The 17,842-nt window shown below is 60.7% G+C and carries 20 protein-coding genes; 6 read left to right on the top strand and 14 right to left on the bottom strand.

Annotated elements, in window-relative coordinates; all coding sequences use genetic code 11:
- Nucleotides 1-7: 7 nt before the first annotated feature.
- From Q1A20_RS07880 to soxR, 3 genes are all read right to left on the bottom strand, one after another.
- Complete coding sequence (locus Q1A20_RS07880; RefSeq protein ID WP_299916785.1) at nt 8-1,705, bottom strand: tetratricopeptide repeat protein; 1,698 nt, start codon at nt 1,703-1,705, stop codon at nt 8-10.
- 161 nt (nt 1,706-1,866) lie between these two features.
- Nucleotides 1,867-3,516, bottom strand: coding sequence for an electron transfer flavoprotein-ubiquinone oxidoreductase (locus tag Q1A20_RS07875; protein WP_299916689.1), 1,650 nt, complete (start codon nt 3,514-3,516; stop codon nt 1,867-1,869).
- A gap of 148 nt (nt 3,517-3,664) precedes the next feature.
- Nucleotides 3,665-4,123 carry a redox-sensitive transcriptional activator SoxR gene (gene soxR / locus Q1A20_RS07870; protein ID WP_299402737.1) on the bottom strand — a complete coding sequence of 153 codons (459 nt, stop codon included), beginning with the start codon at nt 4,121-4,123 and terminating at the stop codon, nt 3,665-3,667.
- A 76-nt stretch (nt 4,124-4,199) separates the two neighbouring features.
- On the opposite strand from soxR, the gene Q1A20_RS07865 reads away from it, so the two are divergent.
- From Q1A20_RS07865 to Q1A20_RS07855, 3 genes are all read left to right on the top strand, one after another.
- Entirely contained in the window at nt 4,200-4,580 is a 381-nt protein-coding gene (locus tag Q1A20_RS07865; RefSeq protein WP_298973971.1) for a VOC family protein, read from the top strand.
- A 127-nt stretch (nt 4,581-4,707) separates the two neighbouring features.
- Nucleotides 4,708-5,178 (top strand): transcription elongation factor GreA, encoded by a 471-nt coding sequence (gene greA, locus Q1A20_RS07860; protein ID WP_298973973.1) that lies wholly within the window; start codon nt 4,708-4,710, stop codon nt 5,176-5,178.
- 14 nt (nt 5,179-5,192) lie between these two features.
- Nucleotides 5,193-6,233 carry a hypothetical protein gene (locus Q1A20_RS07855; protein ID WP_299402735.1) on the top strand — a complete coding sequence of 347 codons (1,041 nt, stop codon included), beginning with the start codon at nt 5,193-5,195 and terminating at the stop codon, nt 6,231-6,233.
- Between the two features lie 5 nt (nt 6,234-6,238).
- Here the strand turns inward: Q1A20_RS07855 and Q1A20_RS07850 are convergent, their stop codons facing one another.
- The 5 genes from Q1A20_RS07850 to Q1A20_RS07830 all read right to left on the bottom strand — a co-directional run bounded on the left by Q1A20_RS07850 (nt 6,239) and on the right by Q1A20_RS07830 (nt 10,856).
- Nucleotides 6,239-6,742 (bottom strand): aggregation factor core, encoded by a 504-nt coding sequence (locus Q1A20_RS07850; RefSeq protein ID WP_299402733.1) that lies wholly within the window; start codon nt 6,740-6,742, stop codon nt 6,239-6,241.
- A 64-nt stretch (nt 6,743-6,806) separates the two neighbouring features.
- A complete protein-coding gene (gene glp, locus Q1A20_RS07845) occupies nt 6,807-8,879 on the bottom strand; it encodes a gephyrin-like molybdotransferase Glp (RefSeq protein ID WP_299402732.1) in 2,073 nt (690 codons plus the stop codon).
- Nucleotides 8,876-9,367 carry a molybdopterin-guanine dinucleotide biosynthesis protein B gene (mobB, locus tag Q1A20_RS07840; RefSeq protein ID WP_299402730.1) on the bottom strand — a complete coding sequence of 164 codons (492 nt, stop codon included), beginning with the start codon at nt 9,365-9,367 and terminating at the stop codon, nt 8,876-8,878. The genes glp and mobB overlap by 4 nt, the downstream gene beginning before the upstream one ends.
- Nucleotides 9,364-9,972, bottom strand: coding sequence for a molybdenum cofactor guanylyltransferase MobA (gene mobA / locus Q1A20_RS07835; protein WP_299402729.1), 609 nt, complete (start codon nt 9,970-9,972; stop codon nt 9,364-9,366). Before mobA ends, mobB begins: the two co-directional genes overlap by 4 nt.
- On the bottom strand, nt 9,969-10,856 hold the full coding sequence (locus Q1A20_RS07830) for a formate dehydrogenase accessory sulfurtransferase FdhD (RefSeq protein ID WP_299916686.1): 888 nt from the start codon (nt 10,854-10,856) through the stop codon (nt 9,969-9,971). Before Q1A20_RS07830 ends, mobA begins: the two co-directional genes overlap by 4 nt.
- Nucleotides 10,857-10,903: 47 nt before the next feature.
- On the opposite strand from Q1A20_RS07830, the gene Q1A20_RS07825 reads away from it, so the two are divergent.
- A complete protein-coding gene (locus Q1A20_RS07825; RefSeq protein ID WP_299916684.1) occupies nt 10,904-11,635 on the top strand; it encodes an AzlC family ABC transporter permease in 732 nt (243 codons plus the stop codon).
- A complete protein-coding gene (locus tag Q1A20_RS07820) occupies nt 11,632-11,958 on the top strand; it encodes an AzlD domain-containing protein (RefSeq protein WP_299402724.1) in 327 nt (108 codons plus the stop codon). Before Q1A20_RS07825 ends, Q1A20_RS07820 begins: the two co-directional genes overlap by 4 nt.
- Before the next feature lie 9 nt (nt 11,959-11,967).
- On the opposite strand, the gene Q1A20_RS07815 is transcribed toward Q1A20_RS07820, so the two are convergent.
- The 5 genes from Q1A20_RS07815 to Q1A20_RS07795 form a co-directional block, all read right to left on the bottom strand.
- Nucleotides 11,968-12,567 (bottom strand): hypothetical protein, encoded by a 600-nt coding sequence (locus Q1A20_RS07815; protein WP_299402723.1) that lies wholly within the window; start codon nt 12,565-12,567, stop codon nt 11,968-11,970.
- A gap of 21 nt (nt 12,568-12,588) precedes the next feature.
- On the bottom strand, nt 12,589-12,723 hold the full coding sequence (locus Q1A20_RS07810) for an aa3-type cytochrome c oxidase subunit IV (RefSeq protein ID WP_298973995.1): 135 nt from the start codon (nt 12,721-12,723) through the stop codon (nt 12,589-12,591).
- A 180-nt stretch (nt 12,724-12,903) separates the two neighbouring features.
- Nucleotides 12,904-13,365, bottom strand: a complete 462-nt coding sequence (locus Q1A20_RS07805) for a DUF6173 family protein (RefSeq protein ID WP_298973998.1) — start codon at nt 13,363-13,365, stop codon at nt 12,904-12,906.
- A 3-nt stretch (nt 13,366-13,368) separates the two neighbouring features.
- The gene (locus Q1A20_RS07800) at nt 13,369-14,415 is read right to left on the bottom strand and encodes an MBL fold metallo-hydrolase (RefSeq protein WP_298974000.1); all 1,047 of its coding nucleotides are present in this window, start codon (nt 14,413-14,415) and stop codon (nt 13,369-13,371) included.
- Nucleotides 14,415-16,130: an acyl-CoA dehydrogenase gene (locus Q1A20_RS07795; protein WP_298974003.1), complete on the bottom strand. Its 1,716-nt coding sequence runs from the start codon at nt 16,128-16,130 to the stop codon at nt 14,415-14,417. Before Q1A20_RS07795 ends, Q1A20_RS07800 begins: the two co-directional genes overlap by 1 nt.
- A 126-nt stretch (nt 16,131-16,256) precedes the next feature.
- On the opposite strand from Q1A20_RS07795, the gene Q1A20_RS07790 reads away from it, so the two are divergent.
- Nucleotides 16,257-17,213, top strand: coding sequence for an L-threonylcarbamoyladenylate synthase (locus Q1A20_RS07790; protein ID WP_299916681.1), 957 nt, complete (start codon nt 16,257-16,259; stop codon nt 17,211-17,213).
- A 27-nt stretch (nt 17,214-17,240) separates the two neighbouring features.
- Here Q1A20_RS07790 and Q1A20_RS07785 read toward each other — a convergent pair whose 3' ends face one another.
- Nucleotides 17,241-17,825 (bottom strand): YqgE/AlgH family protein, encoded by a 585-nt coding sequence (locus Q1A20_RS07785; RefSeq protein WP_299503835.1) that lies wholly within the window; start codon nt 17,823-17,825, stop codon nt 17,241-17,243.
- Nucleotides 17,826-17,842 lie beyond the last annotated feature (17 nt).

Below are 17,842 nucleotides of genomic sequence, written 5' to 3'. Positions count from 1 at the left end.
CCTTGTGTCACTCCCTGGCGACTTCCAGAGGGGTGGCGCCCTCTTCCGCCAGCACCGCATCAAGGCCAACTTTCAGCTTGCGGCGGATGCGGTCGGGCTTGGCTTCGCTCAGAGGATCATTCTCATCCACGAAAGACAGCGCACGCGCCCATTGGAACTCCGCTTCGCGCTTGCGCCCCACCGCCCAATACACATCGCCAAGATGGTCGTTCACCACCGGATCAACCGCCATCAGTTCGACGGCGCGTTCCATGTGCGGCACCGCCTCTTCGTAGCGCCCCAACCGGTAGAGCGCCCACCCCAGAGAATCGATGATGTATCCGCTGTCCGGGCTGGCCGCGACCGCGCGCTCGATCATCTCCAGCGCTTCGGTTAACTGTTCCTGCCGCTCGACAAGCGAATAGCCAAGGTAATTCAGCACCTGTGGCTGGCCTGGGTTAATCTCCAGCGCGGCGCGAAAATCGGCCTCCGCCTTCTCCCAGTTTCCCTGCCGTTCGTGCGAAATTGCCCGGGCATAGAGCAGGAACCAGCTTGGCCCGCCACTGTCCTGCGCCAGTGCTGCAGCCTTGTCATAAGCGACAACGGCTTCTGCAAACCGGTCCTCGCGCCGCAGCGCATCCCCCAGCGAGGAGTGAACGCTCGCCAGTGTCCCATGACTGCGGGCAAGTTGTTCCAGCACCTCAATCGCAGCCTCGGGTTTGCCGGATTCGCGCAAGGCAGCGGCCCGCCCCAGTTCAGCCGCATGATAGGAGGGATCGTTCGCTGGCACGCGCTTGTAGATGTTGATGGCCTGATTGTATTGCTCAAGCGATTCAAAAATCTCAGCGGTCAGCAACAGCGCGTCAACGTGATCGGGCCGCAGGTTGAGCGCGACCTGCACATAGAGGATGGTGTATTCCGGGCCCGCCTCGGACATCAACGCAGCGGCCACAGAAAAGAAAACCTCCGCAAACCCGTCTTGAACGGAGTTTACATGCTGAAACGGCAGCGGTTCCTCGCTGTTCAGAGCGGTGATGATCTCTTCGATTTCAGGATCGGTGGCACCGCTGAACATACGCTGCAACAGCTCCAGGGCTTCCTGTTCTTTTTCCAGTTGCGACAGGATTTCCACACGCGCCAGAACGCCGCGTCGGGTCTGAATGATCGTACCGGTTGTGTCCGCTGCGAAAATGGCCTCTGCGCCTTCAAAATCGCCAACAGACGCCAGCGCCATCGCCTTGTGATAAAGCGCAAAGCCTTGCAGGCCGGGCTGCGCTGAGATGGCATTAAAAGCCGCCAGCGCTTCGGAAACCTTGCCCGTGCCCATCAAGGCCCATGCCTTCACCAGACCGTCAACAAGCGGCCCGATGCCTTGTTCGTCGGTTGGCTCGAACTGCAGCAGGGCCTCATAGTCTTCCTGTATGATCCGGTGCGCTGTCATTACCAGTTCTGCAACCTGACTGGGGCGATCTGTCGTGAGCAGGGTTTCGGCAACCGGCATAGCGCGATCCACGCGCCCCAATGCCAATTGCGAGACCACAACGCTCTCCATCAGCTCCAGATTAAGCGGATCGCGCGCCAGTGCCTGCGTGAAATAGGAGGCGGCCTGGTCGAAATCACTCTGCATCGCGGCAGATCGCGCCGCCAGATACGCACCTGCATTCGATTGGGCGGCGAGGGGTGCCGCAACGGCCACTGACAGGGCAATTGCGGCCACAGATGTCATCAATTTTTGGAACACGGATGCACGACCTCTTTGAAGACGGATTTTTCCCATAGGCTAACAGGTTCAGCCTCAAGCGCAATGCTGCGCGGCCATATCTGGCTGACGCACCCCGCCTTTCTGCGGGATGGCGGATTATCGATCAAAAAGTGGCCCGCCCAACCCTACATGTTCGGGTAATTGGGCCCATCCCCGCCCTGCGGCGTGGTCCAGACGATGTTTTGCGCCGGGTCCTTGATGTCACAGGTTTTGCAGTGCACGCAGTTCTGGAAGTTGATCACAAAACGCGTGTCCTTGCCCTCTTCTTCGACGAATTCATACACACCCGCCGGACAGTAGCGCGCAGAAGGGCCTGCATATTTGGGCAGATTGCTCTGCACCGGCACTTCGGCGTTTTTGAGCGTCAGATGCGCAGGCTGGCTTTCTTCGTGGTTGGTAAAGGAAAATGCCACGTTGGTGAGCCGGTCAAACGACAGTTTTCCGTCTGGCTTCGGATATTCGATCGGCTGATGTTTGGCGGCCTCTTCGGTCGCCTCGGCATCGGATTTGCCATGCCCCAGCGTGCCGAAGATCGAGAACCCCAGGGTGTTCGTCCACATGTCAAAGCCACCCATCACCAGGCTGGCGGTCAGGCCGTATTTGGACCAGAGCGGTTTGACATTGCGCACCTTGCGCAGGTCCTGACCGATTTTGCCGCTGCGCACTTCGGTCTCATAGGCCGTCAGCTCATCACCACCACGCTCCGCCGCAATGGCCTCGATTGCCGCCTCTGCCGCGGCGATGCCAGAGAGCATCGCGTTGTGGTTGCCCTTGATGCGCGGCACGTTGACCATGCCCACCGAACAGCCCAACAGGGCCACGCCGGGTGCCACCATCTTGGGCATCGACTGGAATCCACCTTCCGAGATCGCGCGGGCACCGTAAGCCACGCGTTTGCCGCCCTCCAGCAGGCTCGCCACCATCGGATGATGCTTGAAGCGCTGGAATTCCATGTAGGGAAAGAGATGCGGGTTGCGGTAGTTCAGGTGCACAACGAAACCCACGTAAACCTGATTGTTCTCAAGGTGGTATATGAAGGAGCCGCCCCCTGCGTTGCCGCCCAGCGGCCAGCCCATCGTGTGGGTCACCGACCCTTCCTTGTGCTTGGCGGGATCAATCTCCCAGATTTCCTTCATGCCGAGGCCGAATTTTTGGGGCTCATGCCCGGCGGACAGGTCGTATTTGTCGATCACCTGTTTGGAGAGGCTGCCGCGTACGCCTTCGGATAGGAACACATATTTGCCGTGCAATTCCATGCCGGGCTCATATCCATCGCCCTGGCTGCCGTCGGCATTCTTGCCAAACTCACCAGCCACCACGCCTTTCACTTCGCCGTTCTCGCCGTAGACGAGCTCGGAACAGGACATGCCCGGGAAAATCTCGACGCCCAGCTCTTCCGCCTGCTCCGCCATCCAGCGACAGACGTTCCCCATGGAGACGATGTAATTGCCGTGGTTGTTCATCAGGGGTGGCATCGGCGCATTGGGAATCCGCAAATGACCTGCTTCACCGAGCATGTAGAAATTGTCCTCGACCACCGGCACGTTCAGCGGCGCACCCTTCTCTTTCCAGTCCGGGATCAGTGCATCCAGCCCCACCGGATCGAGCACCGCGCCAGACAGGATATGCGCACCAACTTCGGAGCCTTTCTCCAGCACCACAACGTTGCACTCCGCGTCCAGCTGCTTGAGCCGGATCGCTGCCGACAGGCCCGCAGGACCCGCACCAACGATGACGACATCGTATTCCATCGCTTCGCGTTCAATCTCTGACATTCCCGGCTCCCTTATAATCTTCGGGGCGCGGCACCCGCCGCGCAACAATCGTTCGCGATTGGCTAAACCACGTCACACCCCAATGCAATCGCAACTGGGCGTCATATAGGTGTGAAAACGATGAATTCATCGCGGAAAAGCGCGGTTTTTAGTCACGCTTTGGCTTGTCCCCCATCAAGTAACGCGGCCCGGGCCCTTTTTCGCCCGCGCGGTCGGTCGGATTATAGAGCGCGCAGTTGGGCAGGCTGAGGCATCCGCACCCGATGCAACCATCCAGGCTGTCACGCAGGCGCGTCAGGGTTTCGATCTTTTGGTCCAACGTTTCCCGAAATCCACCGCTGATCTTTGCCCAATCCGCCTTGGTCGGGGTACGCCCGCCAGGCAGCCGGTCAAGCTCTGCTCTGATCTGGGGTAGGGTGAAGCCAAATTGCTGTGCAATCATGACAAAGCTCAGGCGCCGCAGGTCCGAGCGCTGAAACCGGCGCTGTCCCCCGGCATTACGCCAAGGGTTAATCAACCCCTGCGCTTCGTAATATCGGATGGCAGAGACCGCCAGACCCGTGCGCTCTGCCAGTGCACCAATAGAAAGACCTTCGTTCACACGCATAAAAAATCTCTTGACCTAAAGTTAGGTTTAGAAATTACAGTATCTGTGATCAAGGATTATTGAAAGGAGAAAGCCAATGGCTGCAATGCTTGAGCACGCAAATTACACGGTCTCGGACGGTGATGCGACAGCCGCATGGATGTGCGACCTCTTTGGCTGGCACATCCGTTGGAAAGGGCCATCGATCGATGGCGGCCAATCCATTCATGTGGGCACGGATACACAGTACCTGGCGCTCTACACGCCCGGAAAGGGCACCGCTGAAAAGTCCAACAGTTATCTGACCAACGGTGGGTTGAACCACATTGCCGTGGTCGTCGACGACATCGATGCAATGGAACGGGCCGTTACCGACAAAGGATTCACCGCCGGAAACCATGGGGATTATGAACCGGGACGGCGGTTTTACTTCCACGATCACGACAATATCGAATATGAGGTGGTGCAATACGACTAACCCGGCACCTGCCTATCCGGCACGGACCCCTTGCATTTTGCCTCACCTTTAGGTCAGGTAGTTGCCAACTCTCACCTGCGGCCCCCGGCGAACCCCGGCGGGCCGCATCATTTCGTGGACGATACCGATGGATAAAATCCCCATGACCCGCAAGGGCCACGCCGATCTGGAAGCGGAACTGAAGCAGCTGAAATCTGTGGAGCGTCCCGCCATCATCAAGGCCATTGCGGAAGCCCGCGAGCATGGTGATCTGTCCGAAAACGCCGAATACCATTCCGCCCGCGAAAAGCAGTCCTTCATCGAGGGCCGGATCAAGGAGATCGAAGGCGTTCTGGGGCTGGCGGAGGTGATCGATCCCGCAAAGATGAGCGGCACCATCAAGTTCGGCGCAACGGTCACGCTGGTCGATGAGGACACCGACGAGGAAAAGACCTGGCAGATCGTCGGAGAGCACGAAGCCAGCATCGAAAAAGGCCTGCTGAACATAAAATCGCCTATTGCGCGCGCCCTGATTGGCAAGGATGAAGGCGACAGCGTAGAAGTGCGCACTCCGGGCGGTGAGAAGTCCTATGAGGTGCTCAAAATCGTCTATGCCTGACAGGACCTGCAGACATGGCTGACACGACTGAACAATCTGACATGCCGGAGGCGGCGGCCCGCCCGACCCCTCTGGGCATCTACGACCGCCCTCAATCCGAAGGCATCACCAGCATCGAGGTTGTCGCCCTGGCGCTCTCAGCCATCTGGTTGCTGGCCTCCGTTATTTTCTTTTTGGTCGTGCCAAATGATACGGAAGAAAGCGGCGGCGGGCTTAAATTTCTGATGACGATGCTGGCCGTTTTCATGCCGGTTGCGATGATCTGGGTCGCGGCGACCGCGGCGCGATCCAGCCGGGTGATGCGCGAGGAAAGCCAGCGTCTGCAGGCGGCCATCGACGCGATCCGCCAGACCTATATCGCGCAAAGTCAGAGCGGCGTCATGGGACCGGAACCGGCGACGGTCGCACGCAAACTGGATGAAATTGCCGCCGCAACCCGCAAGACCGAAACCGTTCTGGCCACCTTCACATCACGTCGCGAACAAGATCGAGCAGCGGCCCCCGCGCCTGCGCCCGTGAACGACGCCCCGCGTGACGACCAGCCCGCGCTCGCATTGGGCACGCAGGCGGCGGATATCGCGCCCCCCCTGGCGACAGAGGATTTCATCCGCGCGTTGAATTTTCCCGAAACGGCGGAGGACGAAGCGGGGTTTGCCTCCCTGCGCCGCGCGCTGAAAGATCGCTCCGCCGCGCAGCTTATTCAGGCGGCGCAAGATGTGCTGACCCTGCTGAGCCAGGACGGCATCTACATGGATGATCTGCAACCGGATCGCGCCAGGCCGGAGATCTGGCGCCAGTTCGGTCAGGGTGCGCGCGGGCGACCCATCGCGGCCCTGGGCGGTGTCAGGGATCGGTCGTCATTGGCGCTAACCGCCGGACGCATGAAGCAGGATCCGATCTTTCGCGATGCCGCGCATCACTTCCTGCGCCGCTTTGATAAGACATTCGCCGAATTCGAGCACAGTGCCACAGATGGCGAGATCTCGGCACTGGCAGAAACCCGCACGGCGCGGGCCTTCATGTTGCTGGGGCGCGTCGCAGGAACATTCGACTAAGCGCTTTAGGTGCAAACCTTCGCGCGGTTCTCCTGATCAAACGTCGCGTTGAGCATGGTACCATCGGCAAGATTGAAAACCACGCTTGCGCCTGAGATTTCCGCGCCGGTCACCCGGATCTGACCAAGATCGGATTGCGCGCGCTGATCATCCACATCGATGGTGAAACCAGCACGCTGCCCGGTGGACATCTCGTTCAGTTGAACCTCCAATTGCTCTGCGCCATCCGCCACATCGACATGCTGCATCTCGCCCTCCGGTACAAAGGGCTGGAAGACTTCGACACCATTACCGCCGGCGGCGGTATCAAAAACCAGGCCCCCCGCCGAACTGCTCAAATCGATCCGCAGCCCGGTCAGAAAAACGCCCGTCGCGGTATGGATGATTTCAAACCGATCACGGGGCGCGCTTTCTGTGAATTTCACCGTGAGCCCCTGCATGCATTCCGCCTGAGCACCGGTTGCGAGGAGCGCTGCAAGCGCTGTTGTCAAAAAAGTCGTTCTATACATGCGGTCCACCATCATTTGTCGTCAAAGGGTAATCTTAGGGCGCAACAGGGGATTGGAAAGTGGCCTACAAACCGAAGCTGCCAAACGGAATATACCTGACCAGCGTTCCGACCTCGATTTCCGCCGCCGCTTCGGGAAGTTCCACAAAGCCATCCGCCCAGGATAAGCCACTGATCCGGCCCGATCCTTCGGAAGCAAAAACCTCCGCCTGCCCGTTTCTGATCCGGGCGCGCAGGTATTCGGTACGGCCTGCTTTCTTGCGCTTGGAGAACGCGGCGGGCACATCGAACCCTTGCGGCTCTTGCCAATGCTGACCGGCAAGGCGAGCCATCGCGGGGGCTGCGAAGACCAGCGCGCAGGTCATCGCGGCAACCGGATTGCCCGGGAGCCCGAAAACCGGTGTCTGCGCCCACATACCTAAGGCAAGGGGCCTGCCGGGTTTCACTGCAATGCGCCACAGCGTCATTGCACCAGCCTCTTTCAGCAGCGCCGAGACATGGTCTTCATCCCCCGCCGAGGCGCCACCGCTGGTGAGGATCAGATCGGCCTGCGCCGCAGCCCTGGAGAGGCTTTCAGCCAGCAGCTCCCGGTCATCTGTAACCTGTCCCATATCAACCGGCGCATGGCCAAGCGCGCGGATCAGCTCCAGCAGCATGGGACGGTTGGCGTCAAATATCTGCCCCGGCGCCGCCGCGCCGCCAGCCTCCACTAGCTCGGCCCCTGTCGACAGGACAGCGACCCGCAAGACGCCGTGAACCGACACGTCCACAGTCCCGATGGCCGCCAGCACTGCAGCCTCCGCCGGGCCAATGCGGGTGCCTTTTTTGAGCGCGATGGCGCCCTCGACGACGTCTTCCCCCGCCCGTCGGGTATTGGCGCCTGCTTTGATCGGTCCGCGAAAGGCAATAGTCGTGTCACTGACGGTCACATCTTCCTGCAACACCACCGTATCCACCCCTGCAGGCAGGGCAGCCCCGGTCAGAATGCGCACTGCGTGGCCATCAGGGACCGCACCTGGCACATCGCCTGCAGCAGCGCGCCCTGCGGCCAGGGGCATCTGGTGCACTCCCGCTGGTTTGCCACCGGCAAATCCGTAGCCATCCACGGCGGTATTGGGCAACGGTGGATTGGACCGCCGCGCGACCACATCCTCGGCGAGCGCACGGCCTGTCGCGTCCGAGACAGGGACAACCTCTACCGGGGTGACCGGAGCCAGGCGCGCTTCCAACATATCGAGGGTCTCACGCACCGGCGTCCAATGCACGCCGGGTGGCAGGGCAAAACAGTCATTGGTTAGTTTCGGTGGCTGCAACGCGGCGTGCTTTAGCTGCGCCTCATGACCCAACCCGAAAATCCAGCCTTCTTCCGGCGCGTCGACCTCCAAAATGCGGTGCAGCGTTTCCACATCAAGGTTCGAGACCAGGCGCGCCACCTCGCGCACTTGCCAGGCATCCTTGATCTCACCTTCGGGACCTGCGCCAAGCGTCAGGGACGGCCAGATTTCGACAAAGGCAACTTCTCGGTCCAGAGGTTCGAACGGCCAGATCGCCGCGTCGAAGCGTTTTTTCAGACGCGACAGCACGGGCAACCCCATCAAGACCTGCGAACCGACCGCACCCGTGCCACCCAATTGCCAGCAGGAAAATGATCCCTTGGCCGCTGTTTCGGCGATCCGCTTCTCCGGAAAGGGGTTTTCATACGCGTCCTTGCGCCGGGGCAGTCCGGCGATATCCCGTTTGAGACCGTTAAACCAAAATGGCCCCTGACCGCCAAATTGCAGGTTGATGGATGCCGCAAGATCAAACCGGTTGTTGGCCCGCGGGCTGTCCTCGACCCGGTCCTCCAGCCAGTCCCAGACCGCGAAGGGGTCATCGCTTCCGGTCAGCGCCCTGGCGAAACCTGCAGGATAGCCAAAGGGAAAATCGAACCCGGCGAGGACTCGGCGACCTGCCCGCCGTTCGGCCTCAAAAAACGCTGCAAGCCAGGTTTCTGCCTCGGTACGGTTTCGCAGGTATACCGGGTCTTCTTCTCGCCCCAACTGGGCGACACAGGCCCAGATCGCATCCTGTCGCGGGGATTTGCCTGTGTCATTGCCGCCTGACCAATCGACCATGACGATGGTGTCAAAGCCGCTCACAAACCCACCTCAGTAAGGATGAAATCTGCGATCCCCGCAGTGTCATTCAGGTCAAACACGGGTCGGTCGAATGTCAGATCCGTATCGCTGGCGACGGCGCGGATGGTGCTGTCCTCGGTCGCGATCAACGGGTTCCCCGTCTCCGCCCGGTGCGCCTCGATCTTGTGATGCGTGTCGCGTTTATACCCCTCGATCAGCACCAGATCGACCGGTGACAGCCTAGAGAGCAAATCCTCCAACGTCGGCTCCGAGGCCTCGCGCAGCTCATGCATCAGGGCAAATCGCTTGGCCGACGCCAGGAGCACCTCCGTCGCACCCGCTTGCCTGTGCCGATAGCTGTCCTTGCCGGGCTGATCCACATCGAACACGTGGTGCGCGTGCTTGACGGTTGATACGGAATAGCCACGGCTGCAAATCTCGCTCACCAACCGCTCCATCAGCCCGGTTTTGCCAGCGTTTTTCCACCCCACGATCCCATAAAGCTTCATATCAGCGTCTCCGCTCTGGCCAGGTCCTCGGGTGTATTTACATTGAAAAACGGATCAAAGCCGGCGACGGGAAACAGCGCCTCGCCCGCGTTGTGTTTGTCCGTCCAGATCACCACTTTGCGTAATCCGTCCTGCAGAGCGGCCCGCAGGTCCTCCCGCAGGGCCACCGGCCAGAGGCCAAACGTCGGGTGTCGGACCCGACCACGATCGGGATCGGGCGTGGCCGCAAGCGCAAGGGGATGGCGCATCCCGTCAGCCGCCAGCAAAAGCTGCGGCACCAGATCGCCCGGGAAAAAAGGTGTGTCCGCCGCTGCCGTGACAATTGTATCCGCGCCGCGCTCTGCCGCCCAGTCGAGCCCGGCCAGCACTCCGGCAAGCGGACCGGCAAAACCCTCGATACTATCGGCCAGAACCGGCAGGCCAAAGCCTGCGAAGCGCGCAGGATCACCATTTGCGTTCAGGGCCAAACCTGCAACCTGCGGGGCAAGGCGATCAATCACACGGGCGAGCAGCGTCTGCCCCTTGAGGCGCAAGAGCCCCTTGTCGCCACCACCCATCCGCGTGGCCTGCCCACCCGCGAGGATCACACCCAATGGCTGTTTCATTCCGCGCCTTTCCGGCCTGCGCGCCGGGGTTCCTGTGGCACTGTCGAGGGGTCCGTGTCTCGGAGCAGGCGGTCTTCTCCGGACAGGCATAAAAACCGCTGACCCTTCATGCGACCAATCAGGGTCAGCCCGACCTGTCGCGCGATCTCAACGCCCCAAGCGGTGAACCCGGAGCGTGACGCGAGCACCGGAATGCCCATCATCGCGGTCTTGATCACCATCTCCGACGTCAGGCGGCCCGTCGTGTAGAGGAGCTTATCCGCTGCGGGAACGCCTTCGGCCAGCATCCACCCGGCGATCTTGTCCACCGCATTGTGGCGGCCGACATCTTCCATATAAACCAACGGTTTATTCTCATGACACAGGACCGTACCGTGGATCGCTCCCGCTTCAAGGTAGAGCGAGGGTGTGCGGTTTATCTTGGCACTCAGCGCATAGAGCCATGAGGTTTTCACCGGGGATGGCGGCAGGCTGACCCCTTCCAGCCCGGCCATCATGTCGCCAAACACCGTGCCCACAGCGCAACCGCTGGTTCGGGTCTTCTTGCGCATTTTTTCCTCGTAGTCGGTCTTGCGCGCGGTGCGGACAACGACGGTTTCCAACTCCTCGTCATAGTCCACGCCAGTGATGTCATCGGAGGCACGCAACATCCCCTGATTGCGCAAGAACCCCAAGGCCAGGTAGTCAGGATAGTCGCCAATCGTCATGGCTGTCACAATCTCCTGCCCGTTCAGGAAAATCGTCAACGGGCGCTCTTCAACCACATTCGTCTGAATGCGCGCGCCCTCATGGTCGAACCCCGCCACCGTTCGCGTCAGCCGGGGCGCGCGCGGATCAGGGGCGATCAGATAATCGCTGGTGGTATCCAGTTTGGCCAATTGCATCCTCTTTTCGGTTGGGGTACCGGTTGGGGCAACTGTAGAAGCATCTTATGCCCTCCACCACACCGAAAAAACGCACCACGGCCGGGGCCTTTTGGAAAGGCGCTGCAGATGGCGCCCCCTTCCTGCTGGTTGTCGCGCCTTTTGCGATGTTGTTTGGCGTTCTGGCAACAGAAGCCGGATTGGATGTGTTGGAAACGCTGATGTTTTCCGCTGTTGTCTTTGCCGGTGCGGCACAGTTCACCGCCTTGCAGCTGATGCAGGAAAACGCCCCGACCGCCATCGTTCTGGCATCCGCCCTGGCGGTGAACCTGCGGGTGGCGATGTATTCTGCCTCGCTGACCCCGTGGATCGGTGCCGCGCCGCTCTGGCAACGTGCGATTGCGGCCTATTTCACTGTGGATCAGTCCTACGCTTGTTCGGTGGTACAGTTCGAGAAAGAGCCGCAGATGACCGTGCCGCAGCGCATGGCCTATTTTTCCGGCGTTCTCAGCCCCATCGTGCCCACATGGTACATCAGCACCCTGTTCGGCGCCTTGGTGGGTACGCAGGTGCCGGACACCTGGGCCTTGGACTTTGCGCTGCCGATCACTTTTCTGGCGCTGGTTGCGCCGATGCTGCGGACACCGGCGCATGTCATCGCAGCGGTGGTCGCCATCATCACCAGCCTGCTGACCGCCTGGGTGCCCTATTCGCTGGGGCTCATCATCGCGGGCACATTGGGCATGATGGCCGGGGCCCAGACCGAACTCGTGCTTGAGCGTAGAAAGGCCAATGCATGATCGACAAAGCCGAACTCTGGACCGTGATCATTGGCCTCGGGGTCGGCAGCTATGCGCTGCGATTTGCCTTCCTCGGGATCGTGGGGGACCGCCCGATGCCGCCCTGGCTGCTGCGTCACCTGCGCTATACGGCGGTGGCAATGCTGCCCGCGCTGGTCGCCCCGCAGGTCGTCTGGCCAGCCGCCACAGATGGCGCTGCTGACCTGCCGCGCATGTCCGCAGCAACAGTGACTCTGGTGGTCGGGTTGCTGACAAAAAACGTATTGGCTGCGGTATTTTCGGGCGCTGCCACGCTCTTTGGCCTGCTGTACCTTTTAGGCTGATGGTGCAGCCTAGCCCTGTGCCGCGACAATCCCGTCACGCACTTCACCCTCGTCATTCTCGTAATACCTGTCCGTCACGACACCAGGGCGTTGATCAAGCTGTTCCATCAACCGGATCGGAAAGAATGTGCTGTCGACGTTTTCAAAACCAGGCACCTGTTGCAAGATTGATGACGTCGCACTGGTACAGAACGCCCCCGGCACGCCGCCATTGCTGCGCACCAGTTGCAAAGCACGCTCCGCCTGTTCCGGGGTCACCACGAATTCCTGGCTGACCACATGATAGGTGCTGCGCGCATGGGCGCTTTTATAGGCCTGCACCCAACCCGGCGAAATGCCATAGAGTACATCACCACGCTCCGGCACGTCCGCGTGATAAAAGGATCCCGCCGGATCAAAGATGACACGCTGTGATCCGGACACCATCAAGGCCGTGTGACCACCCGACCCGGACCGGTTGTTGACCATGGTAAATATGGTCAACTTGGGCGGACCCTCATCGACATAGGCGCTTGTGGCAATCTTTTCCTGCGAGGCTTCAAAAGGCGATGTAATCGCGCAACCCGTCAAAGCCGCGAAAACCGCCAGCATCATTAATGCGCGCATCATGCGGCTCCCAAAAACACGGGTTCAGGTGATGAAAATCGCCATCCAAACAATAATCACAATGATCGCAATCACGATCCGGGTGGTCCAGCGCATGAACCCGTCAAATGTCTTTTCTTGAGTGGTGACGTTCATCTCACCGTGTTTGTGATCTGCCATTGCCGCAGCCCTTTTTAGTGGTGTTGCCGTCAGCCCTACTGGATTCGTGCACCGATGTCACCCATCCCCGAACCTTCTGCGGTGAAATGACAGATCACAGCGCCAACATCCGCGCGTCTCTGCCAAAGGCAGAGCGCGTGGGCATGTCGTGCGGCGCAGCCGCTCCGCTCGACAGATGTTTCAGGCGCTGTCTTCGATGTCCTGCGCCAGCCGAAACCCAATCCGCCGCGCTTCGGCCTTCTCTTCCGGCTTGGGCAACGCCCGCAGCATCACGTTCAACTGGCTCACATGCTGGATCAGCTGCGTTTTGCCACCCGCCCCGTCCGAGCCGTAAAACGTTACGATATCGGGATCGAAATACCCCATACCCTCGATCCGCAGAACGCCGACATCGCCGCCGGTGAACCCCATCGCAACCTCATGCGAATTGTCCAGCTGCTCTTCGAAATGCTTGAGATAGAGGATGATGCGTTCATAGGCCCATTGCGCCGGTGATTTTTGTGCCGCGGGTTTCGATTTTATAGCATCCGGCAAATCCGTGGCTTTGGGGGCCGGCGTATCGGGGTCGCAATGCACCTCGTGGACCCGCGGCAAGGCGTCCGCTTCGATGGCTTCGGCTGCGGTTGCGATGTTTTCGCCCATGGTTCATCCTTTGCGTTGGTAGACCCAAGCACCATCTTCGCGTCTGGACCGCATGGCAAGCCCATCCTGATACAGATGGCTCAAATGAGCCACAGCCTCCACCAGCGCCAACCCGTATTCCCCCGGCCCAATCGTGCGCTTGAAAAGCGGTGCAAAGCATTCCGCGGCCGATTTCGGCGTGTCCAGATAGGCCAGCAACCGTTTCAGCGCTCCGTGATGGTTATCAATCAACTGCCGCATCCGCATCGGCAGTCCGGTAAAGGGTAACTTGTGCCCCCCCAGCACCAGGTGATCGGGTCGCGCCAACGTCGACAGCCGCTCGCAGGCCTCCAGCCACTCCGCAATCGGGTCGGCCATCGGTTCGGTCGCATAGACGCCGATGTTGGGGCTGATCGATGGCAATATCTGATCCCCGGCCAGCACCAGATTGTCGTCCCGGCTCCAGAAGGTTGCGTGTTCTGGTGCGTGGCCGTTGCCAATGTGAACATCCCACAGACGGCCACCCATCTTGAGAGTGTCCCCCTGCTTGATGCGGGTAAACCCAAGCGGCAGCTGCGTGACAACGTCCGAAAAGTTAAAAGGCCGCTCTTGTGCCCGTTGCGCGTAGATCTCGGCATCCATGCCCGCCGACCGATAGAAGGCCAGGTTTTCCGCAGAGGGCACGGCTTGTTCATCCAAGGTCAGCATCCGCGCCATCAGCCACGCCGTCCGCGTAGTGATCAGCTCCGCACCATGCTCCGACTGCAGCCACCCAGCCAGACCGATGTGATCGGGGTGGTGATGCGTCACGACAACCCGGCCAATGGGTTTGCCCTGCAACGGTCCGGCCATCAGCTGCTGCCAGATCGCCTTGCTGCGGTTGGACGCAAAGCCGCTGTCGATAACCGTCCAGCTATCGCCGTCATCCAGCGCATAGACATTCACATGGTCGAGCTTCATCGGCAGCGGCAGACGCATCCACAAGACGCCCGTTGCGACCTCAATCGCCGCGCCTTCCGACGGGGGGTCTTCCCAAGGGTAGCGCAATCCCTCTGGCGGTTGATCTTTCATCAGGCCGCCAAATCATCTGCGCTGAGCGCATAGAGGTCTTCCGCACCTGCCTGCGCCTGCGCCAGCAGCCCTGCGTGCTCAGGCAACAGTCGTTTAATGTAGAACCGCGCCAATGCTTCGCGTTTGCCCCCCTGATCCGCCAGCGCCGCCTTGAGGTGCAGATACCCGCCCATCACCCGTGCAAAAGCCCGCAGGTAAGGCACCGCACCGGCAAAACGGGTGGTCATGTCCTGCTGCGCCGCCATCCATTCGGTTACTTCTCGCAGAGTTTCCGTGGCTTGCCAAACCGGTTCTGCCAGATCGGGCAGCGCCGCCCGGGCTTCTTCGGCGCAGGACTCGATCTCGTCCAGCAGTCGGGCGGCAGCATCGCCCCCATCCATCATCTTGCGGGCAACAAGATCCATGGCCTGAACCCCGTTTGTCCCCTCGTAAATCGCGGTGACTCGCACGTCTCGGCTGAACTGAGCCGCCCCGGTCTCTTCGATGAACCCCATGCCGCCGTGCACTTGCACACCCATTTCGGCAACGGCAATGCCGGTATCGGTGCCAAAGGCCTTGGCAATCGGCGTCAGAAACGCGGCACGGGCGCGCCAATCGGTATCGGAGGTTGCGTGTTCCATGTCGATCGCCATCGCACAGCTCAGCGCGATGGCCCGTGCGGCAAAAATATCGGCTTTCATGGTCATAAGCATGCGCCGCACATCTGCATGATCCATGATCGTGCCGGTGCCTGCCTCCAAAGTGCTGCGCCCCTGCTTGCGCTCCAGCGCATAGGCCAGCGCGTGCTGATAGGCCGCCTCGGCAACACCAATCCCCTGACCGCCGACACCCAGACGGGCGTTGTTCATCATCGTGAACATCGCTGCCATGCCGCCCTCTTCCGACCCGACCAGCCATCCAGTGGCCGCATCAAACTGCATAACTGCGGTTGGGGATCCGTGCAGGCCCAGCTTGTGCTCCAGGCTGACCACATTCACACCATTGCGCGCGCCCAGGGTACCATCGGCGTTCGGGATGAATTTCGGCACGAGGAACAGGCTGATGCCCTTGGTCCCTGCAGGCGCGCCGGGGATGCGGGCCAGGACAAGATGACAGACGTTTTCGGCCACATCATGATCGCCCCAGCTGATGTAAATCTTCTGTCCGGTGACCGCAAACGTCCCATTGCCGTTGTTTTCAGCTTTGGTTGACAGCGCGCCGACATCGGAGCCCGCCTGTGGCTCCGTCAGGTTCATGGTGCCCGTCCAGTCGCCCGCTGTCAGCTTCGGCAGATAAAGCGCCTTGATGGCATCGCTCGCGTGATGCTCCAGCGCTTCAATCTGGCCCTGGCTCATCAAAGGGGCCAGTTGCAGCGACAAACACGCGCTGCTCATCATTTCGTTCACCGCTGATGTTAGGGTCATCGGCAGGCCCATCCCGCCGTATTCCGGATCTGCGGCCATCCCGACCCAGCCGCCTTCGGCAATCGCGGCCCAACCTTCTGCAAACCCGGGCGAGGTGCGCACAACGCCGTTTTCCAATCGCGCAGGGTGCAGATCACCGGCGCGTTGCAATGGCGCCAGCACCTCTTCGGTCAGCTTGCCCGCCTCCGTCAGGATCGCCCGCGTCACATCATCGGTCGCCTCAGCAAATCGATCTGTTGCGCGCAACCCGGCGTAGCCTACCACATGGTCAAACAAGAAAGCATAGTCATCCACGGGCGCATGGTAAGGCATCGGTCGGTCTCCGGTTGGCGGTGCGGCTGTCTTGGCAAGCAAGACACCACCCTATAAGGGTCTACGCCATTGAACATGTGCCGCATCGCCCCGCCCGGCAACCAAAACGCGGCGTCACGGAGCGTGATGACTGAGACCTCACCTTTGATCCTGCAAGCCGACGCAAGCGGCATTGCAACTGCGGCCGCACTTTTGACAAAAGGTGCACTTGTCGCCTTTCCAACCGAAACCGTCTATGGCCTTGGCGCAGATGCCCGTGACGGGGGTGCCGTTGCCGCCATCTACGCCGCCAAGGAACGCCCCAGTTTCAACCCGCTCATCGTGCATGTTCCTGATGTGGCAACCGCGCGGCGCTATGTCGCGTGGCCGGAAACCGCAGATATTCTGGCGCAGGCCTTTTGGCCGGGGCCGCTGACGCTGGTCTTGCCGCTGTTGCCGGCTCACGGCCTGTCCTCACTGGTAACTGCTGGGCTGCCGACGCTTGCGGTGCGCGTGCCTGCCCAAGCCTCGGCCAAGGCGCTCTTGGAAGCTTTCGGCGGGCCGGTTGCGGCCCCTTCTGCAAATCCATCAGGTCGGATCAGCCCGACCACTGCAGACCACGTATTGCAGGGTTTGGGAGGGCGGGTCGCGGCCATCGTCGATGACGGGCCCTGTTCGGTTGGGCTGGAAAGCACGATCATCGGGTTGGATCCCGATCCGGTTCTGTTGCGGGCGGGTGGGCTGCCGTCTGAAGCCATCGAAGCCGCACTCGGCGGGCCGCTCCAAGCCATGGCTTCTCCAGCAGAGAACGAGCAGGTCACAGCGCCCGGTCAATTGGTCTCGCATTACGCGCCTGCTGCGGCTCTCAGGATGAACGCCCAAACCGCCAGAGCGGGCGAGGTACTATTGGGGTTTGGGCCGATGACCTGCGATCTCAACCTGTCAGAGACTGGCGATCTGCACGAAGCAGCGGCAAACCTCTTTGATTGCCTGCATCAGTTGGACAGGTTGCAACGCGCTATCGCTGTTTCCCCGATCCCAACCCATGGTCTGGGTCGCGCGATCAACGACAGGTTGGCCCGCGCCGCCGCGCCGCGCCCATAGCGGTCGCTGCAGGGCTCTGGTTTGAGCTCAGGCGTGCCCGGCAGTTGCAGAGAGGCCCAAGGGATCGATGCCCAGACTTTTGATTGTATCTGACCACTTGCGATCGGCAGGCGTGCCAAACACCAGCTTTTTCGTGGCATCCGCCGTCAGCCACCCATTGCGCGCAATCTCGTTTTCCAACTGGCCCGGCCCCCAGCCAGCATAGCCCAGCATCATCAACGCCCGTTCCGGCCCGCTGTCACGCGCAATCTCTTCGAGAATATCCAGCGTCGCCGTCATGCCGTACCCGCCGGGCACAGAGAGCGTATGCAGACTGGATTCGTAGTCGTCCGAATGCAGCACAAACCCGCGCCCCGTCTCCACCGGCCCGCCAAAATGCACCGGCATGGCCGCTGCCTTCTGGGTCGGTTGTATCTCCAACTGGTCAAGCACATCGCTCATCCGGACATCCGCGCTTTGCTTGTTCAGGATCAGCCCCATCGCGCCCTTGTCGGAATAGGCGCAGAGCAGGATCACCGCACGTTCAAACCGGATATCGCCCATGGACGGCATCGCCACCAGAAGTGAACCGGTCAGATCGAGCTTTTCAGACTGAGAAACAGCAGACGCCATAGGATCAGAATGGCCTG

The sequence above is a fragment of the uncultured Roseobacter sp. genome (assembly GCF_947501835.1).
GTDB lineage: Bacteria > Pseudomonadota > Alphaproteobacteria > Rhodobacterales > Rhodobacteraceae > Roseobacter.
This window is presented reverse-complemented; position numbering and strand designations above follow the sequence as displayed.